At 67.4% G+C, this 26,334-nt stretch carries 24 protein-coding genes; 17 read left to right on the top strand and 7 right to left on the bottom strand.

The window, feature by feature from the left end; all coding sequences use genetic code 11:
• The first annotated feature begins 175 nt into the window (after nt 1–175).
• The gene (locus tag E1263_RS32015; RefSeq protein ID WP_132174214.1) at nt 176–1,201 is read left to right on the top strand and encodes an NAD(+)/NADH kinase; all 1,026 of its coding nucleotides are present in this window, start codon (nt 176–178) and stop codon (nt 1,199–1,201) included.
• An 11-nt stretch (nt 1,202–1,212) separates the two neighbouring features.
• Nucleotides 1,213–2,310 (top strand): mannose-1-phosphate guanylyltransferase, encoded by a 1,098-nt coding sequence (locus tag E1263_RS32010; protein WP_132174208.1) that lies wholly within the window; start codon nt 1,213–1,215, stop codon nt 2,308–2,310.
• Between the two features lie 213 nt (nt 2,311–2,523).
• Here the strand turns inward: E1263_RS32010 and E1263_RS32005 are convergent, their stop codons facing one another.
• From E1263_RS32005 to cofD, 3 genes are all read right to left on the bottom strand, one after another.
• The gene (locus tag E1263_RS32005; RefSeq protein ID WP_238161722.1) at nt 2,524–3,192 is read right to left on the bottom strand and encodes a DUF3105 domain-containing protein; all 669 of its coding nucleotides are present in this window, start codon (nt 3,190–3,192) and stop codon (nt 2,524–2,526) included.
• Between the two features lie 138 nt (nt 3,193–3,330).
• Complete coding sequence (locus E1263_RS32000; RefSeq protein WP_132174204.1) at nt 3,331–4,302, bottom strand: coenzyme F420-0:L-glutamate ligase; 972 nt, start codon at nt 4,300–4,302, stop codon at nt 3,331–3,333.
• Nucleotides 4,299–5,276, bottom strand: a complete 978-nt coding sequence (gene cofD / locus E1263_RS31995; RefSeq protein WP_132174202.1) for a 2-phospho-L-lactate transferase — start codon at nt 5,274–5,276, stop codon at nt 4,299–4,301. The genes E1263_RS32000 and cofD overlap by 4 nt, the downstream gene beginning before the upstream one ends.
• 113 nt (nt 5,277–5,389) lie before the next feature.
• Between cofD and E1263_RS31990 the strand changes: the two genes are divergently transcribed.
• From E1263_RS31990 to E1263_RS31975, 4 genes are all read left to right on the top strand, one after another.
• On the top strand, nt 5,390–6,613 hold the full coding sequence (locus E1263_RS31990) for a tripartite tricarboxylate transporter TctB family protein (protein ID WP_132174200.1): 1,224 nt from the start codon (nt 5,390–5,392) through the stop codon (nt 6,611–6,613).
• A gap of 334 nt (nt 6,614–6,947) precedes the next feature.
• Nucleotides 6,948–7,199, top strand: coding sequence for a WhiB family transcriptional regulator (locus E1263_RS31985; RefSeq protein WP_203589828.1), 252 nt, complete (start codon nt 6,948–6,950; stop codon nt 7,197–7,199).
• Between the two features lie 158 nt (nt 7,200–7,357).
• Nucleotides 7,358–10,270 carry a glycosyltransferase family 2 protein gene (locus tag E1263_RS31980; protein ID WP_132174196.1) on the top strand — a complete coding sequence of 971 codons (2,913 nt, stop codon included), beginning with the start codon at nt 7,358–7,360 and terminating at the stop codon, nt 10,268–10,270.
• Nucleotides 10,267–11,754 (top strand): DUF5719 family protein, encoded by a 1,488-nt coding sequence (locus E1263_RS31975; RefSeq protein WP_132174194.1) that lies wholly within the window; start codon nt 10,267–10,269, stop codon nt 11,752–11,754. Before E1263_RS31980 ends, E1263_RS31975 begins: the two co-directional genes overlap by 4 nt.
• A gap of 170 nt (nt 11,755–11,924) precedes the next feature.
• Here E1263_RS31975 and E1263_RS31970 read toward each other — a convergent pair whose 3' ends face one another.
• On the bottom strand, nt 11,925–12,299 hold the full coding sequence (locus tag E1263_RS31970; protein ID WP_132174192.1) for a DUF3499 domain-containing protein: 375 nt from the start codon (nt 12,297–12,299) through the stop codon (nt 11,925–11,927).
• A 31-nt stretch (nt 12,300–12,330) separates the two neighbouring features.
• Here E1263_RS31970 and E1263_RS31965 point away from each other — a divergent pair, with 31 nt between their 5' ends.
• From E1263_RS31965 to E1263_RS31930, 8 genes are all read left to right on the top strand, one after another.
• On the top strand, nt 12,331–12,777 hold the full coding sequence (locus tag E1263_RS31965; RefSeq protein WP_238161720.1) for a metallopeptidase family protein: 447 nt from the start codon (nt 12,331–12,333) through the stop codon (nt 12,775–12,777).
• A 97-nt stretch (nt 12,778–12,874) separates the two neighbouring features.
• Complete coding sequence (locus E1263_RS31960; RefSeq protein WP_132174190.1) at nt 12,875–13,963, top strand: Gfo/Idh/MocA family protein; 1,089 nt, start codon at nt 12,875–12,877, stop codon at nt 13,961–13,963.
• Entirely contained in the window at nt 13,956–14,699 is a 744-nt protein-coding gene (locus tag E1263_RS31955; RefSeq protein ID WP_132174188.1) for a ThuA domain-containing protein, read from the top strand. Before E1263_RS31960 ends, E1263_RS31955 begins: the two co-directional genes overlap by 8 nt.
• Nucleotides 14,700–14,736: 37 nt before the next feature.
• Nucleotides 14,737–16,110, top strand: coding sequence for a phosphomannomutase/phosphoglucomutase (locus E1263_RS31950; RefSeq protein WP_132174186.1), 1,374 nt, complete (start codon nt 14,737–14,739; stop codon nt 16,108–16,110).
• Nucleotides 16,110–16,316 carry a Trm112 family protein gene (locus E1263_RS31945; protein WP_132174184.1) on the top strand — a complete coding sequence of 69 codons (207 nt, stop codon included), beginning with the start codon at nt 16,110–16,112 and terminating at the stop codon, nt 16,314–16,316. The genes E1263_RS31950 and E1263_RS31945 overlap by 1 nt, the downstream gene beginning before the upstream one ends.
• Nucleotides 16,313–17,389, top strand: a complete 1,077-nt coding sequence (locus E1263_RS31940) for an SIS domain-containing protein (protein ID WP_132174182.1) — start codon at nt 16,313–16,315, stop codon at nt 17,387–17,389. The genes E1263_RS31945 and E1263_RS31940 overlap by 4 nt, the downstream gene beginning before the upstream one ends.
• Nucleotides 17,383–18,540, top strand: coding sequence for a mannose-6-phosphate isomerase, class I (gene manA, locus E1263_RS31935; protein WP_132174180.1), 1,158 nt, complete (start codon nt 17,383–17,385; stop codon nt 18,538–18,540). Before E1263_RS31940 ends, manA begins: the two co-directional genes overlap by 7 nt.
• 27 nt (nt 18,541–18,567) lie before the next feature.
• Nucleotides 18,568–19,527 (top strand): cation diffusion facilitator family transporter, encoded by a 960-nt coding sequence (locus E1263_RS31930; RefSeq protein WP_132174178.1) that lies wholly within the window; start codon nt 18,568–18,570, stop codon nt 19,525–19,527.
• On the opposite strand, the gene E1263_RS31925 is transcribed toward E1263_RS31930, so the two are convergent.
• Nucleotides 19,524–19,883 (bottom strand): MerR family transcriptional regulator, encoded by a 360-nt coding sequence (locus E1263_RS31925; RefSeq protein WP_132174176.1) that lies wholly within the window; start codon nt 19,881–19,883, stop codon nt 19,524–19,526. The genes E1263_RS31930 and E1263_RS31925 overlap by 4 nt on opposite strands.
• A 120-nt stretch (nt 19,884–20,003) precedes the next feature.
• On the opposite strand from E1263_RS31925, the gene ahcY reads away from it, so the two are divergent.
• Nucleotides 20,004–21,452: an adenosylhomocysteinase gene (ahcY, locus tag E1263_RS31920; RefSeq protein WP_132174174.1), complete on the top strand. Its 1,449-nt coding sequence runs from the start codon at nt 20,004–20,006 to the stop codon at nt 21,450–21,452.
• 47 nt (nt 21,453–21,499) lie between these two features.
• Here the strand turns inward: ahcY and E1263_RS31915 are convergent, their stop codons facing one another.
• Nucleotides 21,500–22,249: a class I SAM-dependent methyltransferase gene (locus tag E1263_RS31915; protein ID WP_132174172.1), complete on the bottom strand. Its 750-nt coding sequence runs from the start codon at nt 22,247–22,249 to the stop codon at nt 21,500–21,502.
• A 14-nt stretch (nt 22,250–22,263) separates the two neighbouring features.
• Nucleotides 22,264–23,223, bottom strand: a complete 960-nt coding sequence (locus E1263_RS31910; protein WP_238161719.1) for an RDD family protein — start codon at nt 23,221–23,223, stop codon at nt 22,264–22,266.
• A gap of 91 nt (nt 23,224–23,314) precedes the next feature.
• Here E1263_RS31910 and E1263_RS31905 point away from each other — a divergent pair, with 91 nt between their 5' ends.
• Nucleotides 23,315–24,304, top strand: a complete 990-nt coding sequence (locus tag E1263_RS31905) for a stage II sporulation protein M (protein ID WP_132174170.1) — start codon at nt 23,315–23,317, stop codon at nt 24,302–24,304.
• 27 nt (nt 24,305–24,331) lie between these two features.
• The gene (locus tag E1263_RS31900; RefSeq protein WP_132174168.1) at nt 24,332–25,099 is read left to right on the top strand and encodes a DUF1206 domain-containing protein; all 768 of its coding nucleotides are present in this window, start codon (nt 24,332–24,334) and stop codon (nt 25,097–25,099) included.
• Nucleotides 25,100–26,334: the final 1,235 nt, after the last annotated feature.

The raw sequence follows: 26,334 nt of genomic DNA, 5'->3' as shown, positions 1-26,334 counted from the left end.
GCTCCCCGGCTCCCCGGCTCCCCGGCTCCCCGGCTCCCCGGCTCTGCGTGCGGGCGCCGGTACGGCGGTTAACCGTCGTACCGGGATCGCCGGGCTACGGTTGGGGGCACCTGTGGGTCTAGGAGGGTACGGCGTGGTTGAGCGGATCGGGCTTGTGGTTCACCAGGGGCGGGAGATGGCCGTCCGGACGGCGGGGACGGTTCGGGCGTGGGCTGACAAGCACGGGATCGGGTGTACCGATATCGACGTGTGGAACGACCATGAGGACCGGCGCGGCGGGATGGCGGAGCTGCATCATGCGGGGGAGCCGGATCTGGTCGTGACGCTTGGTGGGGACGGGACGTTCCTCCGCGGGGCGCGGATTGCGGCGAAGAACAATGCCGCCGTGCTCGGTGTTGACCTGGGGAAGGTCGGGTTTCTGACCGAGGTTGCTTGTAAGGACGTGGAGGCGGCACTGGAGGCGGTGCACCACGGTGGGGCGACGATCGAGGAGCGGATGACGCTCACGATGCGGGCCTCGCGGGCGTTGGAGATTCCGGAGGGGATCGAGTCGCTGCTGCGGTACGGGCATGGGCCGACGTTGCCGCCGCCGGCGGTTCGGCCGGAGAGCACCGAGGGGAACGGGTGGGGTGTCGCGCTCGACGTGACGGCGCTGAATGACGTCGTACTGGAGAAGCTGGCGCGGGATCACCAGGTGGCGCTTGGCGTGTATCTGGCGGGGCGGTTGCTGGCGTCGTACTCGGCTGATGCGGTGATCGTGGCGACGCCGACCGGGTCGACGGCGTACAGCTTCGCGGCGGGTGGGCCGATCTTGTCGCCGAATACGAACGCGATCGTGTTCACGCCGGTGGCTCCGCACATGACCTTCAACCGGAGTGTGATTGCGGCGCCGGACGAGCCGATCGCGCTGCGGGTGCTGCCGCATTCGGGGCAGGCTGCGGTGAGCATCGACGGGCAACTGCGCGGCGTACTGGATCCGGGGGACTGGATCGGGGTGTACGGATCGGCGCGGCCGCTGCGGCTGGTGCGGCTGCGGCCGACCGACTTCTACGGGCGGTTGCGGGACCGGTTCCGGCTGACCGATGCGCCGGCGACGGGGATCGACGGGGAGTCGGATGCGTTCTTCCTGCCGTCGGATTCGCCGGTGCCACCGGACATCGCGCACCTGCGGCTGCCCCCGGCACCTTCCGCGGCCCGGTAGGGTTCCTCCTCATGCGAAACGTGGTGATCCTGGCCGGGGGCTCGGGGACGCGGCTGTGGCCGATGTCCAGGGACGACAGGCCGAAGCAGGTGCTGCCGTTGGCGGCCGGTGAGTCGCTGCTGCGAGTGGCGTACAACCGGCTGCAAGGACTCGTCGAGCCCGAGAACATCTACGTGTGCACCGTCGGCGCGTATGCCGACGTTGTCCGCAAGGAGCTTCCGGAGCTCGGCCCGCACGCCATCATCGGCGAACCGGCCCGGCGGGACACCGCGAACGCGGTCGGTCTCGCGTCGGCGGTGGTTGCGCGCAACGATCCGGACGCGGTGGTCGCGTTCGTCGGGTCGGACCACCTGATCAGTCCGGAAGATGAATTCCGGGCGTCGATCGAGGCCGGCTTCGCGGTGGTGGAGCAGCGGCCCCGGGCGCTGGTGACGTTCGGGATCGAGCCGACGCACCCGCACACCGGGCTGGGCTACATCGAGCGCGGTACGGCGATCGATGGTACGGCGGCCTTCGTCGTCGACCGGTTCCGCGAGAAGCCGGATCTGGCGACGGCCGAGGAGTATCTGGCGACCGGGCGGTTCTGGTGGAACTCCGGAATGTTCGTCTGGCGGGCCGAGACCGTGCTGAGCGTGCTCGACGAGCTGCTGCCCGAGTCGGCCGCGAACCTGCGTCAGGTCGCATCGGTCTGGGACACGCCCGAGCGGGACGCGACGCTGGCCGGGATCTACCCGAACCTGCGCAAGATCAGTGTCGACTACGCCGTCATGGAGCCCGCCTCACAAGGCAAGGTCGACGCCGAGGTGGTCGTCGTACCGATGCCGGTGCACTGGCTCGACGTGGGCTCGTGGGCTGCCCTCGCCGGCACCTACACCGCTGACCCCAACGGCAACCGCACCGACGGCACCACCCTGTCGTGCCTGCTCGACTCCCACGACAACATCGTCGTCACCGACGACCCCGACCACCTGATCGCCACCGTCGGGCTGACCGGCCACATCATCGTCCACACCAAGGACGTCACCATGGTCTGCCCGTTGTCCGACGGCGAACGAGTCAAGGACCTGGTAGCCCAAGTCCAGTCCGACCACGCCACCAAGTACCTGTAAGAAACCCCTCAAAGGACACCGCCTTCGGCGCGGGCAGTTGTGATGGCGCGGCGGTCCTGCATCACCCAGTAACCTCGGTGATCGGGCAGTTCGAGCGCGTCGCCGAGCGGTGCTGCCGGCAGGTGACTCGAGTTGGTGGGTGACGGGCGTCCGTGGGGACGCAACCACGCCCCCACGGAAGACCGTGAGGGCGTGGTTGGGGAGTGCTGGAGATCAGCCGCCGTTGGGCTCTTGGGCGTCGGTGGCGGGGTACTTCTCCATGAAGTTCTTGAGGGCCTCGCCGCTGACGGAGCCGCAGAACTGGCGGTGCGCCTGGGCTTCGGTGGTGCCGGCCTTGTTGCCGGACCAGTGGGCGAAGGCGAGGTTCTTGCCGTCGGGCCAGGGCTTGCCTTCGTCGGCCTTGAAAGGCGCGGCGATGAACTTGCCGAGGGCGGCGTCGGGGAGCTTGCCCTTGGAGATCTGCTCGATCTGGTCGATCTGCTCCTTCGGGAGGGTGTCCCGGTACCAGAGGATCGTGTAGCCGTGCTCCAGGTTGTGCACCAGGTTGGAGATGGCCGGGCGGTCGGAGAGCGTGTAGAACTTCTTCCCGAACGGGGCCCAGGTCTGGTAGTGCGGACCGGACGACGGCGGCGACTGGTCGTACATGATGACCGTGCCGTCGGGCTTGTGGTCCTGAGTACCGCCGGCCTTGTCGTCGGTCGGCGTGTCACACGAGGCTGCGCTCGCGGCGACGCCGAACTCGTTGACGGCCTGACCCTTGGTCTGCGAGTCCTGGATCAGCTTGATCGCCGGGTAGGCGATGATGGCCAGGCCGACGACGATCGAGGCGATGACGATCAGCACAGTCCGGTTCCGGTCGGACTTGGCCTGATCGCGTTGCATCTTTTCGACCATCTCGCGGCGTGATTGCTTCTGCGACGACGCTTTACCCACAGTGTTGGACTTCCCGGATCCGGGCGGCCATCGTCGCCGCCGTGCGGATGCAGTGTACGAGAGTCACCTAAGAAGTTGCCTAGAAAACTATCGGGACCGTGAGCCGAACGTGACCGTCGCCTCACTCCCAGGCCCGATCCGCACGCTCACGCCGTAGCCTTCCGCGTGCAGCAGCACGGCCAGCCGCTCCGCGATCACGCCGACGGTGACTGGTTCCTCACCAAAGACGGTGACCGAGTTGTCGAGCAGTTGCAGGTGTACGCCCTCAACGCTGTCCAGCAGCCCGTCCCACAGCGCCGGATCAACGTCACGCGTCCCAGCAGGCGCAGCACGCTCCAGTACGGCGGCCCGCGCCGCCTCCCGAGTGCCCAGGCTGAACATGTCCTGCTCAGCGTCTCGGACCAGCGCCCGAGCTCCCGGACCGTGCTCTCCAACCGCCAGTACGACGTCTGCCAGCCCACGCAGCACCGCCACGGGGACGCCGTCCGCCTTGCCCTTCACCAGCTCACTGGCGCTCGCGATCTCGTCAGCCAGCGCCGGCTCGGTCACCGCGAGCACATTGCCGTGACTGTCCGTCGTACCGCGGAGGTCTTCCACTACGCGCACTCCGGCCGCACCGATCGCCAGGTCGACCTGTCCGTTGCGCCATGGCCGCCCGAGGGTGTCCGTGACGACCACACCGACGTTCACGTCGTACCGGGCCTTCAGAGCGTCTCGTAGGGCCCGCGCAGAGGCATCTGGGTCCACTGGGAGCAGCAGGACGGTTCCGGGCGCGGTGTTGGAGGTGTCTGTGCCCGCTGCGGCCATCACCAGGCCGTGCCGGGTCTGGACGATCCTGGTGGCACCCCGCTGCGCCACGACCCGCACCAGCTCGGCGTCGATCGCCTCGTCGCGGGTTCCGAACGTCACCCGGCCCTCTGCCTTGCTCATGATCTTGGAAGTAACCGAAACGACGTCTCCGTCGCGCAGGTCTGCTGAGCCGAGGAGAGCCGCCAGGTCGTCACCGGCCTGCACCTCCGGCAGCCCGGTCACCGGGAAGACCTCCAAGTGTTTCCTCATCGCCGTACAGCCTCCGCGAGGTTCAGAGCCGCGTCAGCCATCGCGGCGGTGGTGGTCTCGTCCGTCATCCACAACGGCACCGCCTGCACATGAATTCCGGCTCCGGCGATCGAATCGGCCTGAATCGCGTCCGAGTCGTCGATCAGCCAGCCGTCCAGTACGCCGCCAGAGGTCCGCGACCCGTAGAACCGGGCCACTGCAGACGCGGTCGACGCCACGCCGACAGCGGCCAGCACCTTGTCGGCCATCCCACGGACCGGACCGGTACCGATGATCGGCGACAGCCCGATGACCGGGGCAGCGGTCTCCCGGACGGCGTCCCGAATCCCCGGTACGCCGAGGATGGTGCCGACCGAGACCACCGGGTTGGACGGTGGGATCAGCACCACGTCCGCCTCGGCAATGGCCTCCAGTACGCCGGGCGCGGGCTTGGCCTTGTCCTGGCCGACCGCGACGATCTGGTGCGCGGTGACCTCGGCGTGCCAGCGCACCCAGTACTCCTGGAAGTGGATGGCCTTGCGCTTACCCGGCTGGTCCGGGTCGTCCACCACGACGTGGGTCTCGACCCGGTCGTCGCTCATCGGCAGCAGCCGCACCGGCAGCTTCCACCGCTGGCACAGCGCCTCGGTGACGGCGGACAGGCCGTAGCCGGCGTCCAGCATCTGGGTGCGGACCAGGTGGGTGGCCACATCCCGGTCACCGAGCCCGAACCAGGTCGGCTCGACGCCGTACGCCGCGAGCTCTTCCTTGATCACCCAGGTCTCGTCCTCACGGCCCCAGCCGCGTTCCTTCGAGATGGCGTCGCCGAGTGTGTACATCACCGTGTCGAGGTCCGGGCAGACCCGGAGACCGAACAGGGTGATGTCGTCGGCGGTGTTCCCCACCACGGTGATCTGGGCGTCCGGGCGGGCCTTCAGAAGCCCGCGGATGAAGGTGGATCCTCCGACGCCGCCGGCCAGCACTGTCAATCGCATGGGGAGAGTCTGCACGAGTCGTCAATGCGGCGAGCCACCGCACGACTATGCTGCGGTGGGTCCGACATCCGCACAGCTCAGTTGTACGGCCCCCAACATCCCGAGGAGTCCTCGTGGTTACCGACGCTACCAAGAAGCTCAGAGAGCCGGTCGCGTACATCCTGCTCGCCTTTGCCGCCCTGTCCGTGCTGGCGGTACTGATCCTGCTGTTCGTCGGCGACAGCGCCTTCACGACCAACGCGCTGCGTGTGCAGGGTCGTCTCGCCCCGACCGAAGTCAGTGGCATCGTGCTGCTGCTCACCCTGGCCGGATCGGTGTGGCTGGTGAACGAAGCGGGCGAGCGCACGCCGAATGCCCGGATCGTCACAACGGCCGCTCTTGCGATCACCGGTGTGGCTGTGCTGATCGGATTGATCGCGGCCTTCGCCGTCTTCGGGGCCCCTGGCTCCGGTGGCCTGAAGACCGTCAACTTCCTGTGGTCGCTCGGGAGCCTCGCCCTGTACGGCGTCGTCGGGTACTACATCTTCAACACGTTCCAGGGTCTGCCCGCAGCCGTCAAGGCGCCGAAGCCGGGTCAGTTCGCACCCCAGGGCCAGTACGGCAACCAGTACGGCCAGCAGCCGGGCCAGCCGCAGTACGGGCAGCAGGGTGGCCAGTACGGTCAGCCGGGCCAGCCGCAGTACGGGCAGCCGGGCTACGAGCAGGGCCAGCAGAACCAGTACGGCGGTTATGGCGCAGCAGCCGGTGCAGGTGCGGCGGCCGGTGTCGCGGGTGGTTACGCAGCAGCTCAGGGTGACCAGCAGCAGTGGCCGCAGGAGCAGGGCTGGAACCAGGGCGAGCAGCAGCAGGCCTGGTCGGCCACCGAGGCCGAGGCGCAGCAGCACCAGCCGGCCGAGCAGGCGTGGTCCGCGGATGCCCAGCCGGGCACCGAGGCAACCCAGCCGTGGAGCTCGGAGGGTCAGCCGCAGCAGCAGTGGAGCGGCCAGGAGGCCCAGGCCAACCAGTGGCCGCAGGAGCAGCCTCCCGCATCACAGTGGAATGACGGAGCTCAGCAGCAGTGGTCCGGTCAGGACTACCCGCAGCAGGAGTGGCCGGCGCAGTCCGGACAGGCCGAGCAGCCGGAGGGCCAGCCTGCTTGGCAGCCCGCCGAGCAGCAGCAGACCTGGCCGGCCGAAGAGGCTCCGGCCGCAGAGCCGGCGCCCGCTGCCGAGCAGCCGGTTGCCGAGCCGGGTGCCGACGAAACCCGCGTGGACACAAGGGTTTCCGAGACCGACAAGGACGACCAGGGTCAGCAGCCGGGCCAGGGTCAGCAGGGCTGGTGGTCGCAGCCGTCCTGACCCCAGGATCGCTGTACCGCAACGCTGTAAGCCCTTACCCGATCTGTTGACACGACAACTTCATAGCAGTTGAACACGTAGCACATGAACACGAGAGGCCTGTGTACACAGGCCTCTCGTTGTTTTGCAGCCATGTTGCGGATGATGCCAATAGCAGACCACAGCTTGACTTCTCGGCATTGCAGGAATGTAATTTCAACCGTGTCGTTCGTTGACACTCGGTATCGGGGACCGTTTTCAGCACACAGAACGGTCGAGGTCAGGCATGTGAACCGCAAACTCACATGTACAGGGGAACGAACAGGGTCGAGGAGGTCGTACCGTGACAGAGCTACTGGCGATTGTCGACGGTGAGGCGATCGAGGAGGAGCCGAACTGGCAGGAACGGGCACTGTGTGCCCAGACCGACCCAGAGGCTTTCTTCCCGGAGAAGGGTGGTTCCACCCGGGAGGCCAAGAAGGTCTGCCTCGGGTGTGACGTCCGAGGTGAATGCCTGGAGTACGCACTCCACAACGACGAGCGCTTCGGAATTTGGGGCGGGCTGTCGGAGCGGGAGCGCCGCAAGCTGAAGAAGAAGGCTGTCTGACCGCCACAGGCACTCTGAGGTAAACAACTTCACACCGAGCTTTCCGCGGGGCCCTGGCTGACTACGTGTCACCGGGGCCCGCGGCTTTTCGGACCGGTACCCGGGCGGCTGTATGGTGACATCCACCGTCCGTACCCACTGAGGTGTCACAGCTCCGCATGGAACAAGAAGCTCCGGCCGGCTGGGAATTCTTCGACTCTGTCGACTTCCCCACCGATCACATCGACGACCCGATGGGTCGCCCGCGAGTCCGGCATGTCGTGACCGCGGTCGTGGTCGGGCACGAGGGCGCTGCCTGGCTGCCGCGGCTGTCCGAGGCACTCTGGGCACTCAACCCACGCCCCGACCGGCTGATCGCCATCGACACCGGCTCGACCGACGAGACCGCCGAACTGCTCGCCTCGATGCCCGGCGTCGAGCCGGTGGTCAGCGTCTCCGCCCGGACCGGCTTCGGGACGGCGGTCGCCCGTGGTGTCGAATCGGTCGGCTTCGCGCCGATCCCGTCGCCGTACGGGCCGTATGGCGACGACGGGCAGATTCCGGTGGTCGAGTGGCTGTGGCTGCTCCACGACGACTGTGCGCCCGCTCCGAAGGCGCTGGAGAAGTTGTTGCTCCAGGCCACCATTACTCCGGATGTCGGCATCTGGGGCCCGAAGCTGCGGCTCTGGCCGCGCGACCGCGATCTGCTCGAGGTCGGCGTCACCACCTCGCTCGGCGGCCGCCGCGACACCGGGATCGAGAACGGTGAGCTCGACCAGGGGCAGCACGACCAGCCGCGCAACGTGCTGGCGGTCAGCTCAGCCGGCATGCTGGTCCGTCGCGATGTCTGGGAGTCGCTGAAGGGTTTCGACCCGCGGCTGCCGATGTTCCGCGACGACATCGACTTCGGCTGGCGGGCGAGCCGGGCCGGTATCCAGGTCGCGGTTGCGCCGGATGCGGTCGTCTATCACGCGCAAGCTGCTGCGACCGGTGAGCGGGCGCTGGCGGGGACTCGCCGGCACGCGTACCAGCTCGACCGTGCGCATGCGTACTACACCGTTCTCGCGAACGCTCCTGGCAAACTGCTGCCGCTGCTGATCCTCAGGTTCCTGTTCGGGACGATTCTGCGCTCGGTCTGGTTCCTGATCGGCAAGACGCCGTCCGGTGCGGTCGACGAGTGGACGGCACTGCTCGGAACACTGCTGGCCGGAGGCTGGACGCAGGCCCGCAAGGACCGCCGCAACCTGGACCAAGTCCCGTACGACGACATCAAGGGACTGTTCTCGCGGTCTGTGAACGCACTGCGTCACAACCTCGAAGAGACCACCGGCACCATCTCGGAGCGCATCCGTGAGGCCTGGGCGGATGAGCCGGAAGAGCAGGTGGTCACCACAGCTCGCCGTGCGAAGTCCACCGCGCGGGTAGCGGTCGACCAGCCGCGTTGGCGCCGGCAGTTGATGCGGCGGCCGTTCCTGGTCGCGTGGGCTGTGCTTGCGCTCGGCACCTTCATCGCTGGTCGCAGTCTGATCGGTAGCGGCGTCCTGCGCTCCAACCTTTTGCTACCCGCACACGAGAGCCTCGCGACGCTCTGGCATGCCGCAGCGTCCGCACCAGTCGGTGTGACGCCACCTGCTTGGCTGGCTCAGTTCTGGGCGCTCTCCGCGGTCATGTTCGGACCATCCGGCGCTGTGAGCGTTCTGCTGATCGGTGCGATCCCCCTGGCTGCGCTGTCGGCGTGGGCGTTGCTGCGGGCCTTCATCGTCAACCGTGGTGCGCGTGCCTGGGGTGCGTCGGCGTACGGCATTGCTGTCTTTACGAACGGCGCCATCACTCAGGGCCGGCTCGGGACTGTGGTGGCAGCGATTGTGCTGCCCCTGCTCGGTGCTGCTGTCCACACCGTGGCGCGTCGTCGTCGTGTCGTCATTCAGGGCAGCTGGCGAGCCGCATGGTTCGCCGCTATCTGCCAGGCGATCCTGTTCGCTTTCACACCGGCGCTTGGCCTGCTGGTCGCGGTCACTCTGGTTGTTGGTGGCGTGCTGGGTCTGGGCTGGCGCCGACAAGGCCGCCAGTTGGTCTTCTCGACAGTGCTTGGTCTCCTGCTCGTTCTGCCATGGACGATCCAGTTGGTGCTGCACCCGTCGTTGCTGGGACAGGAGGCGGGTGGTCAGCCGACCACTGCGATCGGTCCGGGCGACAGCCTGCCGCACCTGCTGACCGGTACGCCGATGGGCGGTCCGACGCCGTGGTGGTTCGCCGTACCGCTGATCGTGGTGGCTCTGGTCAGCCTGCTGCGCGAGTCGCGGCAGCGGTATGAGCTGCTTGGCTGGTTCGCCGCTCTGGCCGGATTGGTCGGGACGCTCGTTGCCAGCCGGTTGGGTGGCGGCAGTGGCCCGCTGATGTTCCTGATGACCGCAGGCTGGGTTGTCGCGGTGACAGTGGCGTGGGACTCGGTCGGCAAGACCAGCGACATCGTCGTCCAGGCCGTGCTCGGCGTTGTGCTGGTGACGACGATCGTGACCGGCGGCTTCTGGCTCGTGCGTGGTTCGGACGGTCCGCTCTGGCGGGGTCCGGTGCAGGACCTCCCGGCGTACCTGGTGTCTGCGCAGGGCCCACCGACGAACGACTCGATTCTGGTGGTGCGCAAGACCACCGGTGGCCCGACGCGGTTCACGCTGGTCAAGGACGGCGGTCCGCGGATGGGCTCGGTGGAGGCCGCACCGAAGCCGGAGCAGATCAAGCCGATCACCGATGTGCTGTCGACGCTGGGCGGTGGCGGCTCCGGTGAAGAGGGACGTCAGCTGGCTGCTCTGGCAGTCGACTACGTCTATCTGCCGGCTCCGGTCGACGCGACACTGCAGTCGACGCTCGACTCGCTGCCGGGTCTGACCCGGGCCAGCGCCAACGAAGGCGATGCCTCGTGGCTGGTGGACCGGTCGACGGGTGAAGGCAAGTCGCCGCTGAGCGACGTGACGCACAACCTGTGGCGAGTGCTCGGTCTGATCGCGTGGATCATCGCGCTGATCTTCTGTCTGCCGACAGTCCGCCGGACCGTCGCCGTACCGCATGGCACCCACGCGAGGAGGGACCGATGAGCAGCTTGCTGTCGGATCCGCGCATCCGGCTCGGCGCCTGTGTGCTGGCGATGGCCGTGGTCGGTGGGCTGGCCGTCGTCACCCACCCGAAGCAGCCGACCGTCGACCCGCAGGCCGCGGCGAAGTCCCCGGCCCGATCGGTCGTCAACCGGACCGCGCTGGCCTGCCCGGCGTTGTCGCAGGGCGGCAAGCAGGCCAGCGTGGTGAACGGAGTGGCGCCGGTGCTGCCGGAAGGCACTCCGACCGCCACCGGCAACGCGACCCCGCTCTCGATCATCGCGCTGGCCTCGACTGCCGATCCGATCGGCTCGCTGCTGGTCCGCGGCAAGATCGCCTCCAGTACGGCGGCCACCAAGCCGGAGACGCTGTCGATTCGTGGCACCGGACCGCTCGCGGCCGGTGCTGTAGGGACGAGCACGACGACTGCGGCGACCGGTGTGAACTCCGGAATGGCCAGTGCGCCGTGTCAGCTACCCGGCTCCGACTTCTGGTTCGTCGGTGCCTCGACAGCGCCCGGTCGTCGCGATGTGCTCACGCTGACGAATCTGGACAGCGTCAACGCCGCTGTGAACGTCACGATCTACTCGAACAAGGGCCAACTGGAGCTGCCGTCTGCGCGTGGACTGGTGATCCCAGCCCGGTCGACGTACGAGCTGTTCCTTGACCAGGTCGCCCGCAGCCAGAAGGACCTCGCACTGCACGTGGAGTCGACAGGTGGTCGGGTCGCCCCGGCGCTGCGCGACTACGCGAGCAAGGCGGATCAGACTCCGGCCGGAGTGGACTGGATCGGTCCGGCCGCGCCCCCGGCGACCAAGGTGTATGTGCCGGGCTCAGCTCCGGGCAAGGGGCAGCGCACGCTGGTCCTGGTGAACCCGACCGACCTGCAGGCGACGATCAGGCTGACGGTGAACGGCCCGAACGGTCCGTTCAAGCCGGCAGCTCTGGAGACGGTCCGGCTGCCTGCCGGTGCGGTGATGGCGGTCAAGCTCGAAGCGGTGCTGAACGGCGACCCCAGCGGAGTCAGTCTGGAGTCGGATCAGCCGGTGACCGCATCGCTGCGGATGACCGACAAGGACAATTCGGACTTCGCATCGATCGGTGCGGCCGAGACACTGACCGGACCGGCGTACCTGGTGCTGCCTGCGCACAAGCAGGAGGCCCTGCTGCAGGTGACCGCTCCGGGGACCAAGCCGGCGAGTGTGAAGATCGATCTGCGGGATGCGGCAGGCAAGTCCCTGCTGAGCCGCGCGGTCGACGTGGTGGCCGGTTCGACGACCAAGATCCCGTTCAAGGCCGCGACAGGCCCGACGTACCTGACTGTTGAGCAGACCCGCAGCTCGGTGGTCGCTGCGGTGACGCTGATGCCGGCGGCGAAGCCGGGCGATGACGACACGCCCGAGGTGGCTGCTTGGCCGCTGAACACCTCGCTGGTGTTCCGGGCCCAGTTGGGCGCGCAGCCCGACGTCCGGGCCGCGCTGCGCTAAGAGGGCGCCTGGGGACTCCACGCCTACTGCGCAGCACTCGGCACGGCACCTCGCCGCACTGGTGCAAAGGCCACGATGGAAAAACATCGAGGCCTTCACCCCAGCGCACCGAGCTACCGCACCGAGCACTTGCTCGCTACGGCGTGCAGTCCCCAGACGCCCTCTAAGTCCTACGAATTGCCGTCGGGGTCGCGCAGCATGCGGAGGTGACCACGGCGGGTCACCTCGACCGGCGCGCCCGGCATGTCCGTGCCTGGCTCGCGCCGGGGGAGCGGCCGGGCAGCCTCGCGCACCGCGTTGGCGAGCGCTTCGAGGTCGTCGGTCGACGGTCCGGCCGCGGCCGGGTCCGGAGCGAGCCGGATGACTTCCCAGCCGTTCGGAGCGGTCAGACGGTCGGCGTGGTCGGCGCAGAGGTCATAACAGTGCGGCTCGGCGTACGTCGCGAGTGGACCGATGACGCAGGTCGAGTCCGCGTAGACGTAGGTGAGCGTCGAAACGGCCGGTTGATGACAGGCGGCGCGCGAACAGATCCTGGCGATGCTCACGTCAAGACGTTACCCCCACTAGGCTGAGCGCGTGACCGAGGCTCGCCGTCATCGCAGGCACATCGACCGCCATGGCCGCGGCATGCTCGGACCGATCAGTCGGCCGAGCTCGTTCGCGCCCCGTGGTCTGCCGCTGCAGCGCTCGGCCGCTGCCCAGTTCGACGAGGTCGTCGCGATCGAGGTGACCCGGCTCGAGAAGCGGTTACCGCAGGTGGTCGCGCGGGTCGAGTTCGCGATCGAGGACGTGCCGAGCCTGGAGCGCGACGCGACCGAGATCCCGCTCACCCACGCATCCGGCGGTACGTCGCACGAGCCGTACCGGATCGTGGTGTTCCGGCGACCGATCGAGCTGCGCGCCGACCGGACCCCGGGCGGACTGGCCTGGCTGGTCCGATCCGCGCTCGTGCTCGAACTGGCCGACGTACTGGCCTTGTCGCCGGAGCAGATCGACCCGGACTTCGACACCGACGAGGACTGAAGGCTCCCTGCGACACTCGGTCGGTATGTGTTCGATCTTGTTCCGTAGTGTGGAAAGCGCATTGTCGTGATCAGGATGCCGGGGCAGGATCGTTCCTGTGAACGATCAAAAGCTGCGCGTCGGAGTCGTCGGTCTCGGCTTTGCCGGCCGAACCGCACTGGAAGCTTTCTCAGAGCTGCCGGATGTCGAGGTGATCGCGCTGGCCGGTCTGGAGAAGGATCTCCTCACCAGCCTGGGCGAGAAGCACGGCGTACCGCATCTCTACGAGAGATGGGAGGACCTGCTCCAGACCGAGGGCCTGGACGCGGTCAGCATCGGTACGCCGACCCAGTTGCACGCACCGATCGCCTTGGCGGCGCTGGAGCGCGGGCTGCACGTGCTGTCGGAGAAGCCGCTGTCCCGGACGGTGGCTGAGGGCACTGCGATGGTCGAGGCCTCCAAGAAGGCCGGCCGCGTGCTCAAGGTCGTCTTCAACCACCGCGAGCGCGGTGACGTGATCGCACTGAAGCACCAGATCGACGAGGGCCAGCTCGGTCGCATCTACTACGCCAAGGCGCACTGGATGCGTCGCAACGGCATCCCCGGCATGGGTGGCTGGTTCACCAACCGCGAGCTGTCCGGTGGCGGCCCGCTGATCGACCTGGGCGTCCACATCCTCGATATGGCGCTCCACCTGCTCGGAGAGCCGCAGGTGACCACGGTGTCGGCGAATACGTTCGCCGAGCTCGGCCCGCGCGGCCGAGGCAGCGTCAGCAGCGCGGAGCGGCCGACCGTCGACACGCTGGGTACGAAGTTCGAGGTGGAGGACCTGGCGACGGCGTACCTGCGTCTTGAAGGTGGCGGTGCACTGCAGCTGGAGACGAGCTGGGCGACGTACCGGGCGCCGGGAGACAACTTCGGGATCGAGCTGTTCGGTACTGAGGGCGGCGCGAAGATCGACGTCCAGAACTACACCAACGACGACACGCTGCGGATCTACACCGACGTGGCCGGCATCCCGGCTGAGGTGCGGCCCGCGACCGGACCGGGGCTCGGCCACCGCGCAGTGGTGCGGGAGTTCGTCCGGATCGTCCGCAGCGGTGAGTGGGAAGGTCAGAACGGCTCGGAGGCGCTCCTCCGGACCGAGGTCATCGACGCTTGCTACGCCTCGGCGAAGGCAGGACGAGAGGTAGTACTTCATGACTGATCCGATTCGCGTCACGGTCTGGGGCGAGAACGTCCACGAAGGCCGCGACGAGACCGTCCGCAAGCTCTACCCCGACACCATGCACGAGACGATCGCCTCCGCGCTGCGGGACAAGCTCGGCCAGGACGTCGTCGTACGGACTGCTTGGTTGCAGCAGGACGAGCACGGCCTGACCGACGAGGTCCTCGCCGAGACCGACGTACTCACCTGGTGGGGGCACGCGGCGCACGACCAGGTCGACGACGCGGTCGTCGACCGAGTGCAGAAGCACGTGCTGTCCGGGATGGGCTTGATCGCCCTGCACTCCGCGCACTTCAGCAAGATCTTCATCAAGCTGATGGGTACGACGTGCTCGCTCGACTGGCGCGCCGAAGACGACCGTGAGCTGATCTGGACCGTCGCCCCCGGCCACCCGATCGCCCGCGGCATCCCGCACCCGCTGATCATCGACCGCGAGGAGATGTACGGCGAGCTGTTCGACATCCCGCAGCCCGACGAACTCGTCTTCATCAGCTCCTTCACCGGCGGCGAGGTCTTCCGCTCCGGCTGCACCTACCGCCGCGGCCAGGGCCGGGTCTTCTACTTCCGCCCGGGCGACCAGGAGTTCCCGACCTACCACCACTCCGATGTGCAGCAGGTGATCGCGAACGCGGTCGGCTGGGCGGCTCCGACGAGCCCGCGTCAGCTGCCTGAGGTGCACCACCGGGGCGAGTCCGGGTGGTTCCAGAAGGGCTGAGATACAGCTTTTACGTTGGGCCGGATAGGGTCCACGCATGGTTGACGTTGCGGCGATCTTCAAGGCGTACGACGTTCGCGGGATCGTTCCGGACCAGTTCGACGAGTCGGTGGCCCGGGCGACCGGGGCGGCGTTCGTGGAGGTCTTGGACGTGCTCGCGGGCTCTGGTGCGGTCGTGGTCGGGTACGACATGCGGCCGTCGAGTCCGGCGCTTGCGGCGGCTTTCGCCGAGGGTGTGGCCAGCACTGGTGCTGACGTGATCAACATCGGGCTGGCCTCGACCGACCAGCTGTACTTCGCGTCCGGGCGGCTGAACCTGCCGGGTGCGATGTTCACGGCGAGCCACAACCCGGCGCAATACAACGGCATGAAGTTGTGCCGCGCGGGTGCGGCGCCGGTGGGTGCGGACTCGGGGCTGCGGGATATCGGCGACCTGGTGGCGAAGGCGCTCGTGGACGGTCCGGTGCCGAGCGCCGTACCGGGCAAGATCCGCGAGAAGGACCTGCTGACCGCGTACGCCGATCATCTGCACGACCTGGTCGACCTGACCAAGATCCGGCCGCTCAAGGTGGTCGTCGACGCCGGTAACGGGATGGGCGGGCACACCGTGCCGGCCGTGTTCGCCACCGGTCCGGTCGAGATCGTGCCGATGTACTTCGAGCTCGACGGCAGCTTCCCGAACCACGAGGCGAACCCGCTCGACCCGAAGAACCTGGTCGACCTGCAGGCCAAGGTCGTCGAGGTCGGGGCCGATCTCGGACTCGCCTTCGACGGTGACGCGGACCGCTGCTTCGTGATCGACGAGAAGGGCGACCCGATCTCGCCGAGCGCGATCACCGGTGCGGTTGCGGTGCGCGAGTTGGCCAAGCACCCGGGCGCGACCATTCTCTACAACCTGATCACCTCCAAGGCGGTGCCGGAGCTGGTTACCGAGCACGGCGGCGTGCCGGTGCGGACGCGGGTCGGGCACTCCAACATCAAGGAGAAGATGGCCGAGACCGATGCGGTCTTCGGTGGCGAGCACTCGGCGCACTACTACTTCAAGGACTTCTGGCGGGCCGACACCGGCATGCTGGCCGCACTGCACGTGCTGGCCGCGCTGGGTGAGCAGGACAAGCCGGCCAGCGATCTGTTCGCCATCTACGAGCGGTACGTCGCTTCCGGTGAGCTGAACAACACGGTCGACGACGCAGCGGCCACGGTCGCCGCGATCGAGGACACCTACGGCAGCCAGGCCGACATCACCGTCGACCGTCTGGACGGCCTGACGGTGTCCGCGCCACAGTGGTGGTTCAACGTCCGTGTCTCGAACACGGAGCCATTGCTGCGGCTGAACGTCGAAGCGGCGGACCGCGCCACGATGGAGCGCGTCCGTGACGAAGTGCTGGCGCTGATCAAGGGGAACAACTAATGGCAGTCAACCTGGACCCGGACCTGCTGAGCATCCTGGTCTGCCCGAAGTGCCGCTCGGAGTTCCGGGTGGACGACGAGGCGAACGAGCTGGTCTGCACCAACACCGGCTGCGCCCTGGCCTACCCGGTGCGCGATGACATCCCCGTGCTGCTGATCGACGAGGCGCGGGACACCCGCACCGAGGAGACCGCGGACCAGGCATGAGTACTTTCGACGACTCGCGGTTGGACGATCAGGCCGCACTGCAGGCGACCGATCACCTGCTGCGGCGACTGGCCATGGCCGGTGCGCGGGTGCGGGCCGAGCTGGAGGCAGCAGACGACGTACTGTCCTCGCTGACCTCGGACGGCTTCCGGCCGCGGGCCATCGTGGCCGCCGGTCGGGATGCCCGGCTGGTGCGCGCAGTGCTGGAGCCGGTCTGCCCAGTGCCGTTCGTGGCGTGGCCCGGCCCGGGTCTGCCGGGATGGGCCGGTCCGCTGGACCTGGTGATCGTGCTGGGCGGACAGTCCGAGGACAACGACGCAGTGTCGGCGGCTGCCGAGGCTGCACGCCGCGGTTGCGGTCTGATGGTCGCTGCGCCCGAGGACTCACCTGTTGCGATCGCATCGGCCGGTCTGCGGCATGCGATCCGGCTGCCGTCGCAGTCCGATGACCAGCTCGCCGCAGCGGTCGCCGTACTGCAGGCGCTGCACCAGATGGAGCTCGGGCCGGAGGTGGACGGTAAGGCCGTCGCCGAAACGCTCGATGAGGTGGCGATCGCCTGCTCACCGAACAACGACGTGACGTCCAACCCGGGCAAGGAGTTCGCGCTCGTGCTGGCGGACTCGCTGCCGCTGGTCTGGGGCGGCTCTGTGCTGGCTGCCCGCGCAGCTCGCCGGGTTGTCGAGTCGCTGCGGCTGGCGAGTGGCCGGCCCGCACTGGCTGCGGACGCTGGTCACCTGCTGCCGGTGCTCAACCAGCCGCCGCGTGACCTGTTTGCGGACCCGTTCGATCAGGGCGACGAGCTGCGGCCCGCACTGATCATCCTGGACGACGGTCTGGCCGATGACTCGGTCATCGAGACCCGCAACAAGCTTGCCCTCAAGGCCGAGCGCCACGAGGTGCGCGTGCATGTCGTGACCCAGGCGGAGGGCACAGACATCGCCCGGTACGCCGCTCTGACCCAGCACGGCCGCTATGCCGCGGCGTACCTGGGTATTGGGCTGGGCCGCTACGGCACCGCAGCTGACGACGCACCGGCCGAGCCGGGCATCCCGTCGGAGGACCCGGCGTGGTAGTTCGGCTGCAGAACACCATCCGCGACTACGCGTGGGGATCGCCGACCGCGCTGGCGCAGCTGCTCGGTGTCGAGCCGGACGGCAAGCCACAGGCAGAGATGTGGATGGGCGCGCACGAGTCCGCGCCGTCCGTGCTGCCGACAGGCGACTCCCTGTATGACGCGGTCACCGCCGGCGCATCCGACGTACTGGGTGTGGAGACGGCGGAGCGGTTCGAGGGCCGGTTCCCGTTCCTGGCCAAGCTGTTGGCCGCCGGCCAGCCGTTGTCGATCCAGGCGCACCCATCGCGGGCGCAGGCGATCGACGGGTATGCGAGGGACGAGGCGGCCGGGATTCCGCGGAACGCTCCGGACCGGAACTACAAGGATGCTTGGCCGAAGCCGGAGATCCTCATTGCGTTGGAGCCGTTCGACGCGCTGGTCGGATTCCGGCCGCTGTCGTCGACGGTCGCGTTGCTGGAAGCGCTGGCGCCGGTCGGTCTCGACGGTCTGACTCAGCAGTTGCGGGACGGCAAGCTGCAGGAAGCCTTCACCGACTTCATGAGCAGCGACCGGGACTCCATCCGTCCGGTCGTCGCCGCGTTGGGCGAGGCCTGCGCGCAGTACGCCGGTGCGGCCTTTGCTCTCGAGGTTGAGACGATGGCCAAGTTGTGTGCGGATTTCCCGGACGACCCAGGTGTGTTGGCAGCGTTGCTGCTGAACCGCGTGCGGCTGGACCGGTTCGACGCTGTCTATCTCCCGGCCGGCAACGTGCATGCGTACCTGCACGGGCTCGGCTTCGAGGTGATGGCCAACTCGGACAACGTGCTGCGTGGCGGACTCACGAGCAAGTACGTCGATGTGCCGGAGCTTGTGTCGGTGGTCGATTTCGAGCCCCTGGACAACCCGGTGCTCAGCGCAACCGATGGCGTCTACGAGACCGGCTGCGAATACTTCGCCGTACGGCGGGTGCAGCTCGAGGGCGGTGAACAAACGGTCACCGGGGTCGGGCCGCGGATCGTCTGCTGTGTGGCCGGATCGGTCGAAGTCGGTGCCGGGGGCACCTATGACGGTGTGACGTTGTCCGCCGGGCAGTCCGCGTTCGCGGGTGGACCCGAGGGACCCTGTAACCTGCGTGGTTCCGGCACGGCGTTCGTCGTGTCCGCACGCTGATTGATTTCACGGAGGACCTGAACAACCATGGCTGGTGGCGGAAACAAGGCCGTGGTCGCGGCCCTGCTGGCGAACACCGGGATCGCGATCACCAAGTTCGCGGCCTGGGGGCTGACCCAGTCGGCGTCCATGCTCGCCGAGTCGATCCACTCGCTCGCCGACGCCGGCAACCAGGTGCTCCTGCTGGTCGGCAGCAAGCGGGCCAAGCGTGAGGCCGACGAGCTGCACCAGTTCGGCTTCGGTCGCGAGCGGTACGTCTACTCGTTCATCGTGGCGATCGTGCTGTTCAGCGTCGGTGGTCTGTTCGCGCTGTACGAGGGCTGGCACAAGGTCCACGACCCGCACGGCATCGACAACTGGAAGTGGGTCCCGGTCGCCGTCCTGGTGGCCGCGATCGTGATGGAGTCGCTGTCGTTCCGGACCGCGATCGTCGAGGCGAACAAGATCCGCGGGCACGTGTCGTGGGCCAAGTTCATCCGCAACGCCCGTTCGCCCGAGCTCCCGGTCATCCTGCTCGAGGACTTCGCCGCGCTCACCGGTCTGGTGCTCGCACTGATCGGTGTCGTGCTGACCCTCGTCACCGGCAACGGCCTCTTCGACGGTCTGGGCTCGATGGCGATCGGCGTACTGCTGGTTGTTGTCGCGATCTTCCTCGCGATCGAGATGAAGTCGCTGCTGCTCGGTGAGTCCGCGACCCGCGAAGCGCAGCAGAAGATCGTCGACGCGATCGAGAGCACTCCGGGTGTCCAGCGGCTGATCCACCTCAAGTCCCTGCACCTCGGCCCGGAGGAACTGCTGATCGCCGCCAAGATCGGCGTCGCGTCGACCGCCGACAGCGCGGCGGTCGCCGAAACCATCGACGCCGCCGAACGCGCCATTCGCGCCGCTGAGCCGATGTCGATCCACGTCTACCTCGAGCCCGACATCTACCACGAGAACTACACCCCCGAAGAGCGTCCCGCCGTACCGGAAGCGCCCTCGCACTAACGCTGTCTGGGCGGGAGGACGCCGGAGCGGCCCAGCCACTGCAGTGCGCGTTCGCGGTCGATCTGGGACTGCGTGGGCGGGGTGGTGAGTTTGCCGGTGCGGTAGCCGAGGTTTCGGAGGTCGGCGGCGACCGACGGTTCGGCCAGGGCTCGCAGGGCGAAAGCGAGAGCGGCCGGCGTGACGTCGTACCGGCGTTCCAGGTCGAGTGCGAGCTGTACGGCGGCCAGGTCGCGGTCGTCGTACTGGCGTTGGGCGGTCTGGCCTGAGCGGGAGAGCGGGAGCAGGCCGAGTGCCTCGCGGTAGCGCAGCATCCGGGGGGTGGTGCCCAGGCGTTTCGCGGCTTCGGTGATGCGCATGACCCCAATCCTGACATTTCGGTGTCAAAAACGCCCGTCAACGGATCAAATCGGGGTGCTCGGCCCTCTAGGCTCAGGCACGCAGGTTAGGTAGCACTCACCAAGTTTCAGGGGAGCGGTATGACGTTCGACTACAAGGTGGCGGACCTCGGACTGGCCGAGTTCGGTCGCAAGGAGATCCGGTTGGCCGAGCACGAGATGCCCGGTCTGATGGCGATGCGCGCCCAGTACGGCGAGAGCAAGCCGCTGGCCGGCGCCCGCATCATGGGCTCGCTGCACATGACGATCCAGACTGCGGTGCTGATCGAGACGCTGACCGTCCTCGGCGCCGAGGTCCGTTGGGTCTCCTGCAACATCTTCTCGACCCAGGACCACGCCGCCGCGGCTGTCGTCGTCGGCCCGGAAGGCACCGCCGAGAACCCGGCCGGTGTCCCGGTCTTCGCCTGGAAGGGCGAGACGCTCGAAGAGTACTGGTGGTGCACCGAGAAAGCATTGCGGTGGCCGGGTAACAGTGCTGGTGACATTGGCCCGAACATGATCCTCGACGACGGTGGCGACGCCACGATGCTCGTCCACAAGGGCACCGAGTTCGAGAAGGCCGGCGTCGTACCGGACCCGTCGACCGCGGACTCCGAGGAGTACGCCGTCGTCCTCACCGTGCTGACCCGCACGCTCGCCGAGGACGGCCAGCTGTGGACCGGTATCGGCCAGGGCATCAAGGGTGTCACCGAGGAGACCACCACCGGGGTGCACCGCCTCTACGAGATGCACAAGGCCGGCGCACTGCTGTTCCCGGCGATCAACGTCAACGACTCGGTCACCAAGTCGAAGTTCGACAACAAGTACGGCTGCCGGCACTCGCTGATCGACGGCATCAACCGCGCCACCGACGTCCTGATCGGTGGCAAGGTTGCGCTCGTCGCCGGGTACGGCGACGTCGGCAAGGGCTGCGCGGAGTCGCTGCGGGGCCAGGGCGCGCGCGTCATCGTCACCGAGATCGACCCGATCTGCGCGCTGCAGGCCGCGATGGACGGCTACCAGGTCACCACGCTCGACGAGGTCGTCGGGATCGTCGACATCTTCGTCACCACGACCGGTAACAAGGACGTCATCACCGCCGACCACATGGCGAATATGAAGCACCAGGCGATCGTCGGCAACATCGGTCACTTCGACAACGAGATCGACATGGCCGGCCTGTACAAGACCGCAGGCATCGAGCGGATCAACATCAAGCCGCAGGTCGACGAGTTCCGCTTCCCCGACGGCCACACGATCATCGTGCTGTCCGAGGGCCGGCTGCTGAACCTCGGCAACGCGACCGGGCACCCGTCGTTCGTGATGTCGAACTCGTTCACCAACCAGGTGCTCGCGCAGATCGAGCTCTTCGTCCGCACGTCCGACTACCCGACCGGCGTCTACGTGCTGCCCAAGCACCTCGACGAGATGGTCGCCCGGCTGCACCTCGACGCACTCGGCGTGAAGCTCACCGAGCTCTCCAAGGAGCAGGCGGCCTACCTCGGCATTCCGGTCGAGGGCCCGTACAAGTCGGAGCAGTACCGCTACTGATCCCCCCACAGTGAAGCGCCCCACCTCCGGGTGGGGCGCTTTGCTTTTTATCGGATGGCGGCGACGAGGTGCTTGTCCGCGACCTGACCCAGTACGGCGACCTCCGCGAAACCGGCCTTGCGGAACGACTCGAGCGTGTCGGTCAGCGTGATCTCCCGGCCGCGCGCGCGGTCCGCGAACCGTCGCTCCCGCTCGGCGAGCAGGTCGGCGAACGCCGGTTCCTCGGCGGCCGCTTGCCACCAGGTGGCCCAGTCCTCGACTCCAGCGGCGTGCGACTCGGCCCAGATCTCGTCCCTCAGCTCGACCGCCAGCGCGTCCAGCTGCGGCACCTCAGCCGGCCCGAGCCGCATCGTGTCCGCGTTGAGGAAGACCCCGCCCGGCCGGATCCGCCGCGACAGCGTCTGGGCGAGCGTCTCCAGATCAGCTGGGTCCAGCCAGTGCAGTGCGGTCGCCGAGCACACCGCATCGACCTGCTCCGCCGGCAGTACGGCGTCCCAGCCGTCTGCACGCAGATCCGCCTCGGCGAACCGCGCGCCGCTGACTGTCCGCTTCGCGATCTCCAGCAGGAACGGGTCCAGATCCACCCCGACGATCTCGGCCTCGGGGAACCGCTGCCGCGCCCGCGCCGAGATCGTCCCCGGCCCACAGGCCAGATCCACGAAACGGTCCGGCGTACCGGATAGTCGTTCGACCACCGTCAGCATCAGGGCAAACTGCTCATCCCGATCCGGCAGATATCCAGCCTGCTGGACATCCCATCGCTCCGACCACGCATCCCAATCCACTAACTGCGACATGGTCGCAACAGTACCTACCAGCCGGATTGATTGCTGCCGGGCGTGGCCCAGCCCTGCGCGTTGTGCGTGGCGGGGGTCGCTTCCGCGGCCGCCGGTGGGGGCGGTGCGAAGACATGCACAGGCTCGGGCGGCAGAGCGCCGTACGGGCTTGGTGGGGTGTACGGGACAGCGGGGACCGTGTACGGCGACGCAGCGAATGGGCCGGTCTGTGTTGGGCGGACGACCGCCAGGCGGCTGAGCTCACGGCGACGGCGCTCAGCCAGTACGGCGGACAGGAACGCCGGTGCGATCATCGGGGCCGGTGGCGCCGGGGCGGTGACCTGGGCGACGCGGTGGGCGAGGGTTTCGCCCAGTGCGGCGCGGGCGGCGGGCTGTAGCTCGGTGAAGCGGGCCAGGTAGTCGCGGGCGGTGTTCGCAAGCTCGTCGGGGAGCTGAGAGAGCTCAAGCGACTGCGCCCAGCCGACCAGGTGCGCGGGGACGAACAGTGGCGGAGAGGCCATCGCCTGGTGGCGCTCGCGGATCACGACAGTGCCCGCGACCATGTCGCCGATCCGCTTGCCCTGCTTGTTCATCAGGCTCGCCACGATGCCCGGGCTGGCGGCGAACCACGGCGCGAAGTCGACGAAGAACCACATCAGCGTCCGCACCAGCGCATGCCGGAACCGGATCGACGAGCCGTCGTCCCGGACCACCTTCAGCCCGAGCACCATCTTCCCTACAGTGCGCCCACGCGTCAGCGTCTCCATCACCAGCCGGTAGCCGACAATCACGAGCAGTACGGGGACTGCCACCAGCACGAACGCCAGCGCATCACTCGGCTCCTCGCTGAACAGGAATCCGAACAACAGACCGAGGATGGCGCTCAACACGAAGAACTGGATGATCACATCGATCGCACAAGCCAGCGCCCGCGTCGGCATCCGCGCAATCCGCACCTGGAGGACAACCGCCTCGCCGGTAACCAACTGAGACACTCTGCCGCCCCCCTCCTGTTAAGACACCCGGTCGGGCTAGTCTGCCAGCCCAAGGATCCAGTACTGCGAGTCGGCCGAGCGGAGGTGTGTTGTGGACGTCGAAGCGTTCGTTTCGGTGCACCAGCCGCAGTGGGACCGTTTGGCCTACCTGACTCGCCGCCAGCGGCGGTTGACCGGTGCTGAGGCAGAGGAGCTCGTCACGCTCTACCAGCGCGTCGGCACGCATCTGTCTGCGCTCAGAGCCGCCGGTGCGGACCCAGTGTCGATCGGTCGGCTCTCCGGACTGATCGCTGATGCCAGAGGCGCAGTGACCGGTGCGCAGGCACCTGTCTGGCGAGACATCTCCAAATACTTCCTGGTGACCTTCCCTGCCGCGCTGTACGTCTCTAGACGCTGGTGGCTGACGATCGGCCTGCTCTTCTACCTGGTGGCCGCCTGGTCGGCCTGGCGGATTCTCGCGCACCCCGAGGTGATCGACTCGATCGCTCCGCCGGCTCAGATCCAGCAGTTGGTCGACCACGACTTCGAGGCCTACTACTCCGAGAACCCTGCGCAGGACTTCGCCTTGCAGGTGTGGATCAACAACGCGACGCTGTGTGCCGCCGTACTGGCTATCGGTATTTTGCTGATCCCGTCGATCTTCATCCTGTGGGAGAACGCGCTCAACCTCGGTGTCAGTGCCGGTCTGATGATCAGCCATGACAAGGGCGGGCTGTTCTTCAGCTTGATCACTCCACACGGCCTGCTTGAGCTCACCGCCGTCTTCATATCCGCGGCGGCAGGGTTGCGGCTCGGGTGGTCGTGGATCGTGCCTGGTGCGCGGACTCGCATGCAAGCGCTCGCGCAAACCGGTCGCGCGACGATCGGAATGGCGATCGGACTAGCCGCGATCCTGCTGCTCACCGGGGTGATCGAAGCGTTCGTCACGCCGTTCCTTCCGGGGCCGGTGCGGATCGCGATCGGCATCATCGTCGAGATCGGCTTCTTCTTGTACGTCTACATCCTCGGCCGCCGCGCCGCTCGCGCCGGCGAAACCGGCGACGTCGAAGAAGCCGACGCCGCCGCCCCCATCGCCACGTAATCGTTTGTCGCTGGGCACTGGATCACCATGAGATCCGCCCAGGAAGTCAGACACAGCAAGTGGTACGGCACCGCCGTCACGGTCGGCCTGATCGCGTACGGCGTCGTCCACCTGCTGATCGCTTGGATCGCCCTCCAACTGGCCTGGGGACAGTCATCACAGGAGGCATCCCAACAAGGCGCCCTCCAGGAACTCGCCGGCAAACCATTCGGCGGAGTGCTGCTCTGGATCGTCGCGGTCGGCCTGTTCGCGCTGGTTCTCTGGCGCGTCCTCGACCTCGCGTACGGCGACCTCGACACCGAGAAGCGGGTGTCGTCAGCCGGCCGCGCCGTCGTCTATCTAGTCCTCGGTGTGAGCGCCGTGAAGGTCGCTCTCGGTTCCGGCAGCTCCAGCACCAACCAGCAACAGACGCTCTCGGCGCGATTGATGGAACACGGCATCGGCCGGGTCCTGATCGTCATCGTCGGTCTCGTCGTGATCGGGATCGGCATCCGCCAACTCCACAAGGCCTACAAGAAGAAGTTCACCGAAGACCTGGTCGGCGGTGTCTCGCACACCACGATCCGGCTAGGCCAAATCGGCTACGCAGCCAAGGGCGTCGCCTTCATCGTGGTCGGTGTGCTGTTCGGCTGGGCCGCCATCAGCTACGACCCCGACAAAGCCGGCGGCTTAGACGCCGCCCTCCACACCATCAAACAACAACCCTTCGGCTCGGTCCTCCTCACCGTTCTCGCCCTAGGTATCGCCGCTTTCGCCGCCTACTGCTTCACCTGGTCCCGAAACGCCAAGATCTAGCCGCTCGGTGGGCTCCGGCTTGAGATGCGGCCGATCTCGTACGGCTTGTGGTTGCTCGCCGTACCGGACAAGCCGGACACGTTGCTTGGGGCCGGTCGCCGCGGCGGCCGCGTTACAGAAGGAGCTTGGCTGGGCCCGGCGCGGGGTTGAGGTACTGGCGAGGTCGGCGATCGCGTGACCGCTGCTTGAGGTACCCGCTATGGCTGAGGCCCAAGATCTCCGCTAGCCGGTAACAAGGGGTCGCCATTTGAGAAAAAGTTGCCGCTCAACGACCACGGCGGAGCGGAATTCGGGGCTGCTCGCGTTGGGTGGTAATTCTTGGTCGCTATGTGCGAAAAAGTTTCCACTCAACGACTTCAGTGAGGAAATCCACCACGTAACGGATGCGACGAGGGTCGGTTCGCACTACATGTGAATTTTTCGGGTCTATGAGGCTGTAGCGAAATGGGGCTCGACTTGGGCACGGTGGGGAGAACCGCGCACAAATTGGCCGATTTTGGTGCCCAAGTGGAGGGGACCACGATTAGGCGGCGAGGTCGCAACTCTCTGACCAGGGCGTATTCGATGGCTCTGGCACCTCAGGGATGAACATCGTTTTCATCTCCCATTTTGCGACAGCCTCCTATGCGCCGAAAAAGTCACTTGTAACGACGCAGCAAGAGTCAGATGGGCGCGGCGGCACCCTCGGCTTCCTTGCTGGCGCTTTTCACCACAGCGGAGGGTCACTTTCCAGGCCTCCTCGCTACCGGCCGCAACCATAGCGAGTACCTCAATCGGCGGGCACGCGATCGCCGACCTCGCCAGTACCTCAGCCACCCGCCGGGCCGCACCACCCTCCCACTGTAAATCGGCCGCAGCGGCGACCAGCCAAACGCCGTACGATCCCGGCCGCATCGGATGCGACCGCACCAACCCAGCGCAAACTCGCTCAACCGATTGGACCGGAGACCCGGACCGCCACGCCATCACAACTGCATGCTCGTGACCGCAGCAGGCGTGCACCGAGGGCCGAACTGCAGTTGTGATGGGCTGGCGGTCCCTTCCAGCACGCGGAGTAGCTCCGGCTTACGCAGTCGGGAGGTCCCGGCGGTTGAGGGTGGTTAGGCCGATGGCGGTTAGGGCGGCGGTGATGAGCAGCGATCCAAGCGATCAGCAGGTGGACGACGCCGTACGCGATCAGGCCGACCGTGACGGCGGTGCCGTACCACTTGCTGTGTCTGACTTCCTGGGCGGAT

It is taken from the genome of Kribbella antibiotica, assembly GCF_004349055.1.
Classification (GTDB): Bacteria; Actinomycetota; Actinomycetes; order Propionibacteriales; family Kribbellaceae; genus Kribbella; species Kribbella antibiotica.
The sequence above is the reverse complement of the archived record's forward strand: the minus strand, read 5'-3'. Positions and strand labels throughout refer to the sequence as shown.

Coding starts and splice junctions, on each gene's coding strand:
- E1263_RS32015 (WP_132174214.1), top strand. CDS start 176: ATGGCCGTCCGGACGGCGGGGACGGTTCGGGCGTGGGCTGACAAGCAC.
- E1263_RS32010 (WP_132174208.1), top strand. CDS start 1,213: ATGCGAAACGTGGTGATCCTGGCCGGGGGCTCGGGGACGCGGCTGTGG.
- E1263_RS32005 (WP_238161722.1), bottom strand. CDS start 3,192: ATGCAACGCGATCAGGCCAAGTCCGACCGGAACCGGACTGTGCTGATC.
- E1263_RS32000 (WP_132174204.1), bottom strand. CDS start 4,302: ATGAGGAAACACTTGGAGGTCTTCCCGGTGACCGGGCTGCCGGAGGTG.
- cofD (WP_132174202.1), bottom strand. CDS start 5,276: ATGCGATTGACAGTGCTGGCCGGCGGCGTCGGAGGATCCACCTTCATC.
- E1263_RS31980 (WP_132174196.1), top strand. CDS start 7,358: ATGGAACAAGAAGCTCCGGCCGGCTGGGAATTCTTCGACTCTGTCGAC.
- E1263_RS31975 (WP_132174194.1), top strand. CDS start 10,267: ATGAGCAGCTTGCTGTCGGATCCGCGCATCCGGCTCGGCGCCTGTGTG.
- E1263_RS31955 (WP_132174188.1), top strand. CDS start 13,956: ATGACTGATCCGATTCGCGTCACGGTCTGGGGCGAGAACGTCCACGAA.
- E1263_RS31950 (WP_132174186.1), top strand. CDS start 14,737: ATGGTTGACGTTGCGGCGATCTTCAAGGCGTACGACGTTCGCGGGATC.
- E1263_RS31945 (WP_132174184.1), top strand. CDS start 16,110: ATGGCAGTCAACCTGGACCCGGACCTGCTGAGCATCCTGGTCTGCCCG.
- E1263_RS31940 (WP_132174182.1), top strand. CDS start 16,313: ATGAGTACTTTCGACGACTCGCGGTTGGACGATCAGGCCGCACTGCAG.
- E1263_RS31930 (WP_132174178.1), top strand. CDS start 18,568: ATGGCTGGTGGCGGAAACAAGGCCGTGGTCGCGGCCCTGCTGGCGAAC.
- E1263_RS31925 (WP_132174176.1), bottom strand. CDS start 19,883: ATGCGCATCACCGAAGCCGCGAAACGCCTGGGCACCACCCCCCGGATG.
- ahcY (WP_132174174.1), top strand. CDS start 20,004: ATGACGTTCGACTACAAGGTGGCGGACCTCGGACTGGCCGAGTTCGGT.
- E1263_RS31915 (WP_132174172.1), bottom strand. CDS start 22,249: ATGTCGCAGTTAGTGGATTGGGATGCGTGGTCGGAGCGATGGGATGTC.
- E1263_RS31900 (WP_132174168.1), top strand. CDS start 24,332: ATGAGATCCGCCCAGGAAGTCAGACACAGCAAGTGGTACGGCACCGCC.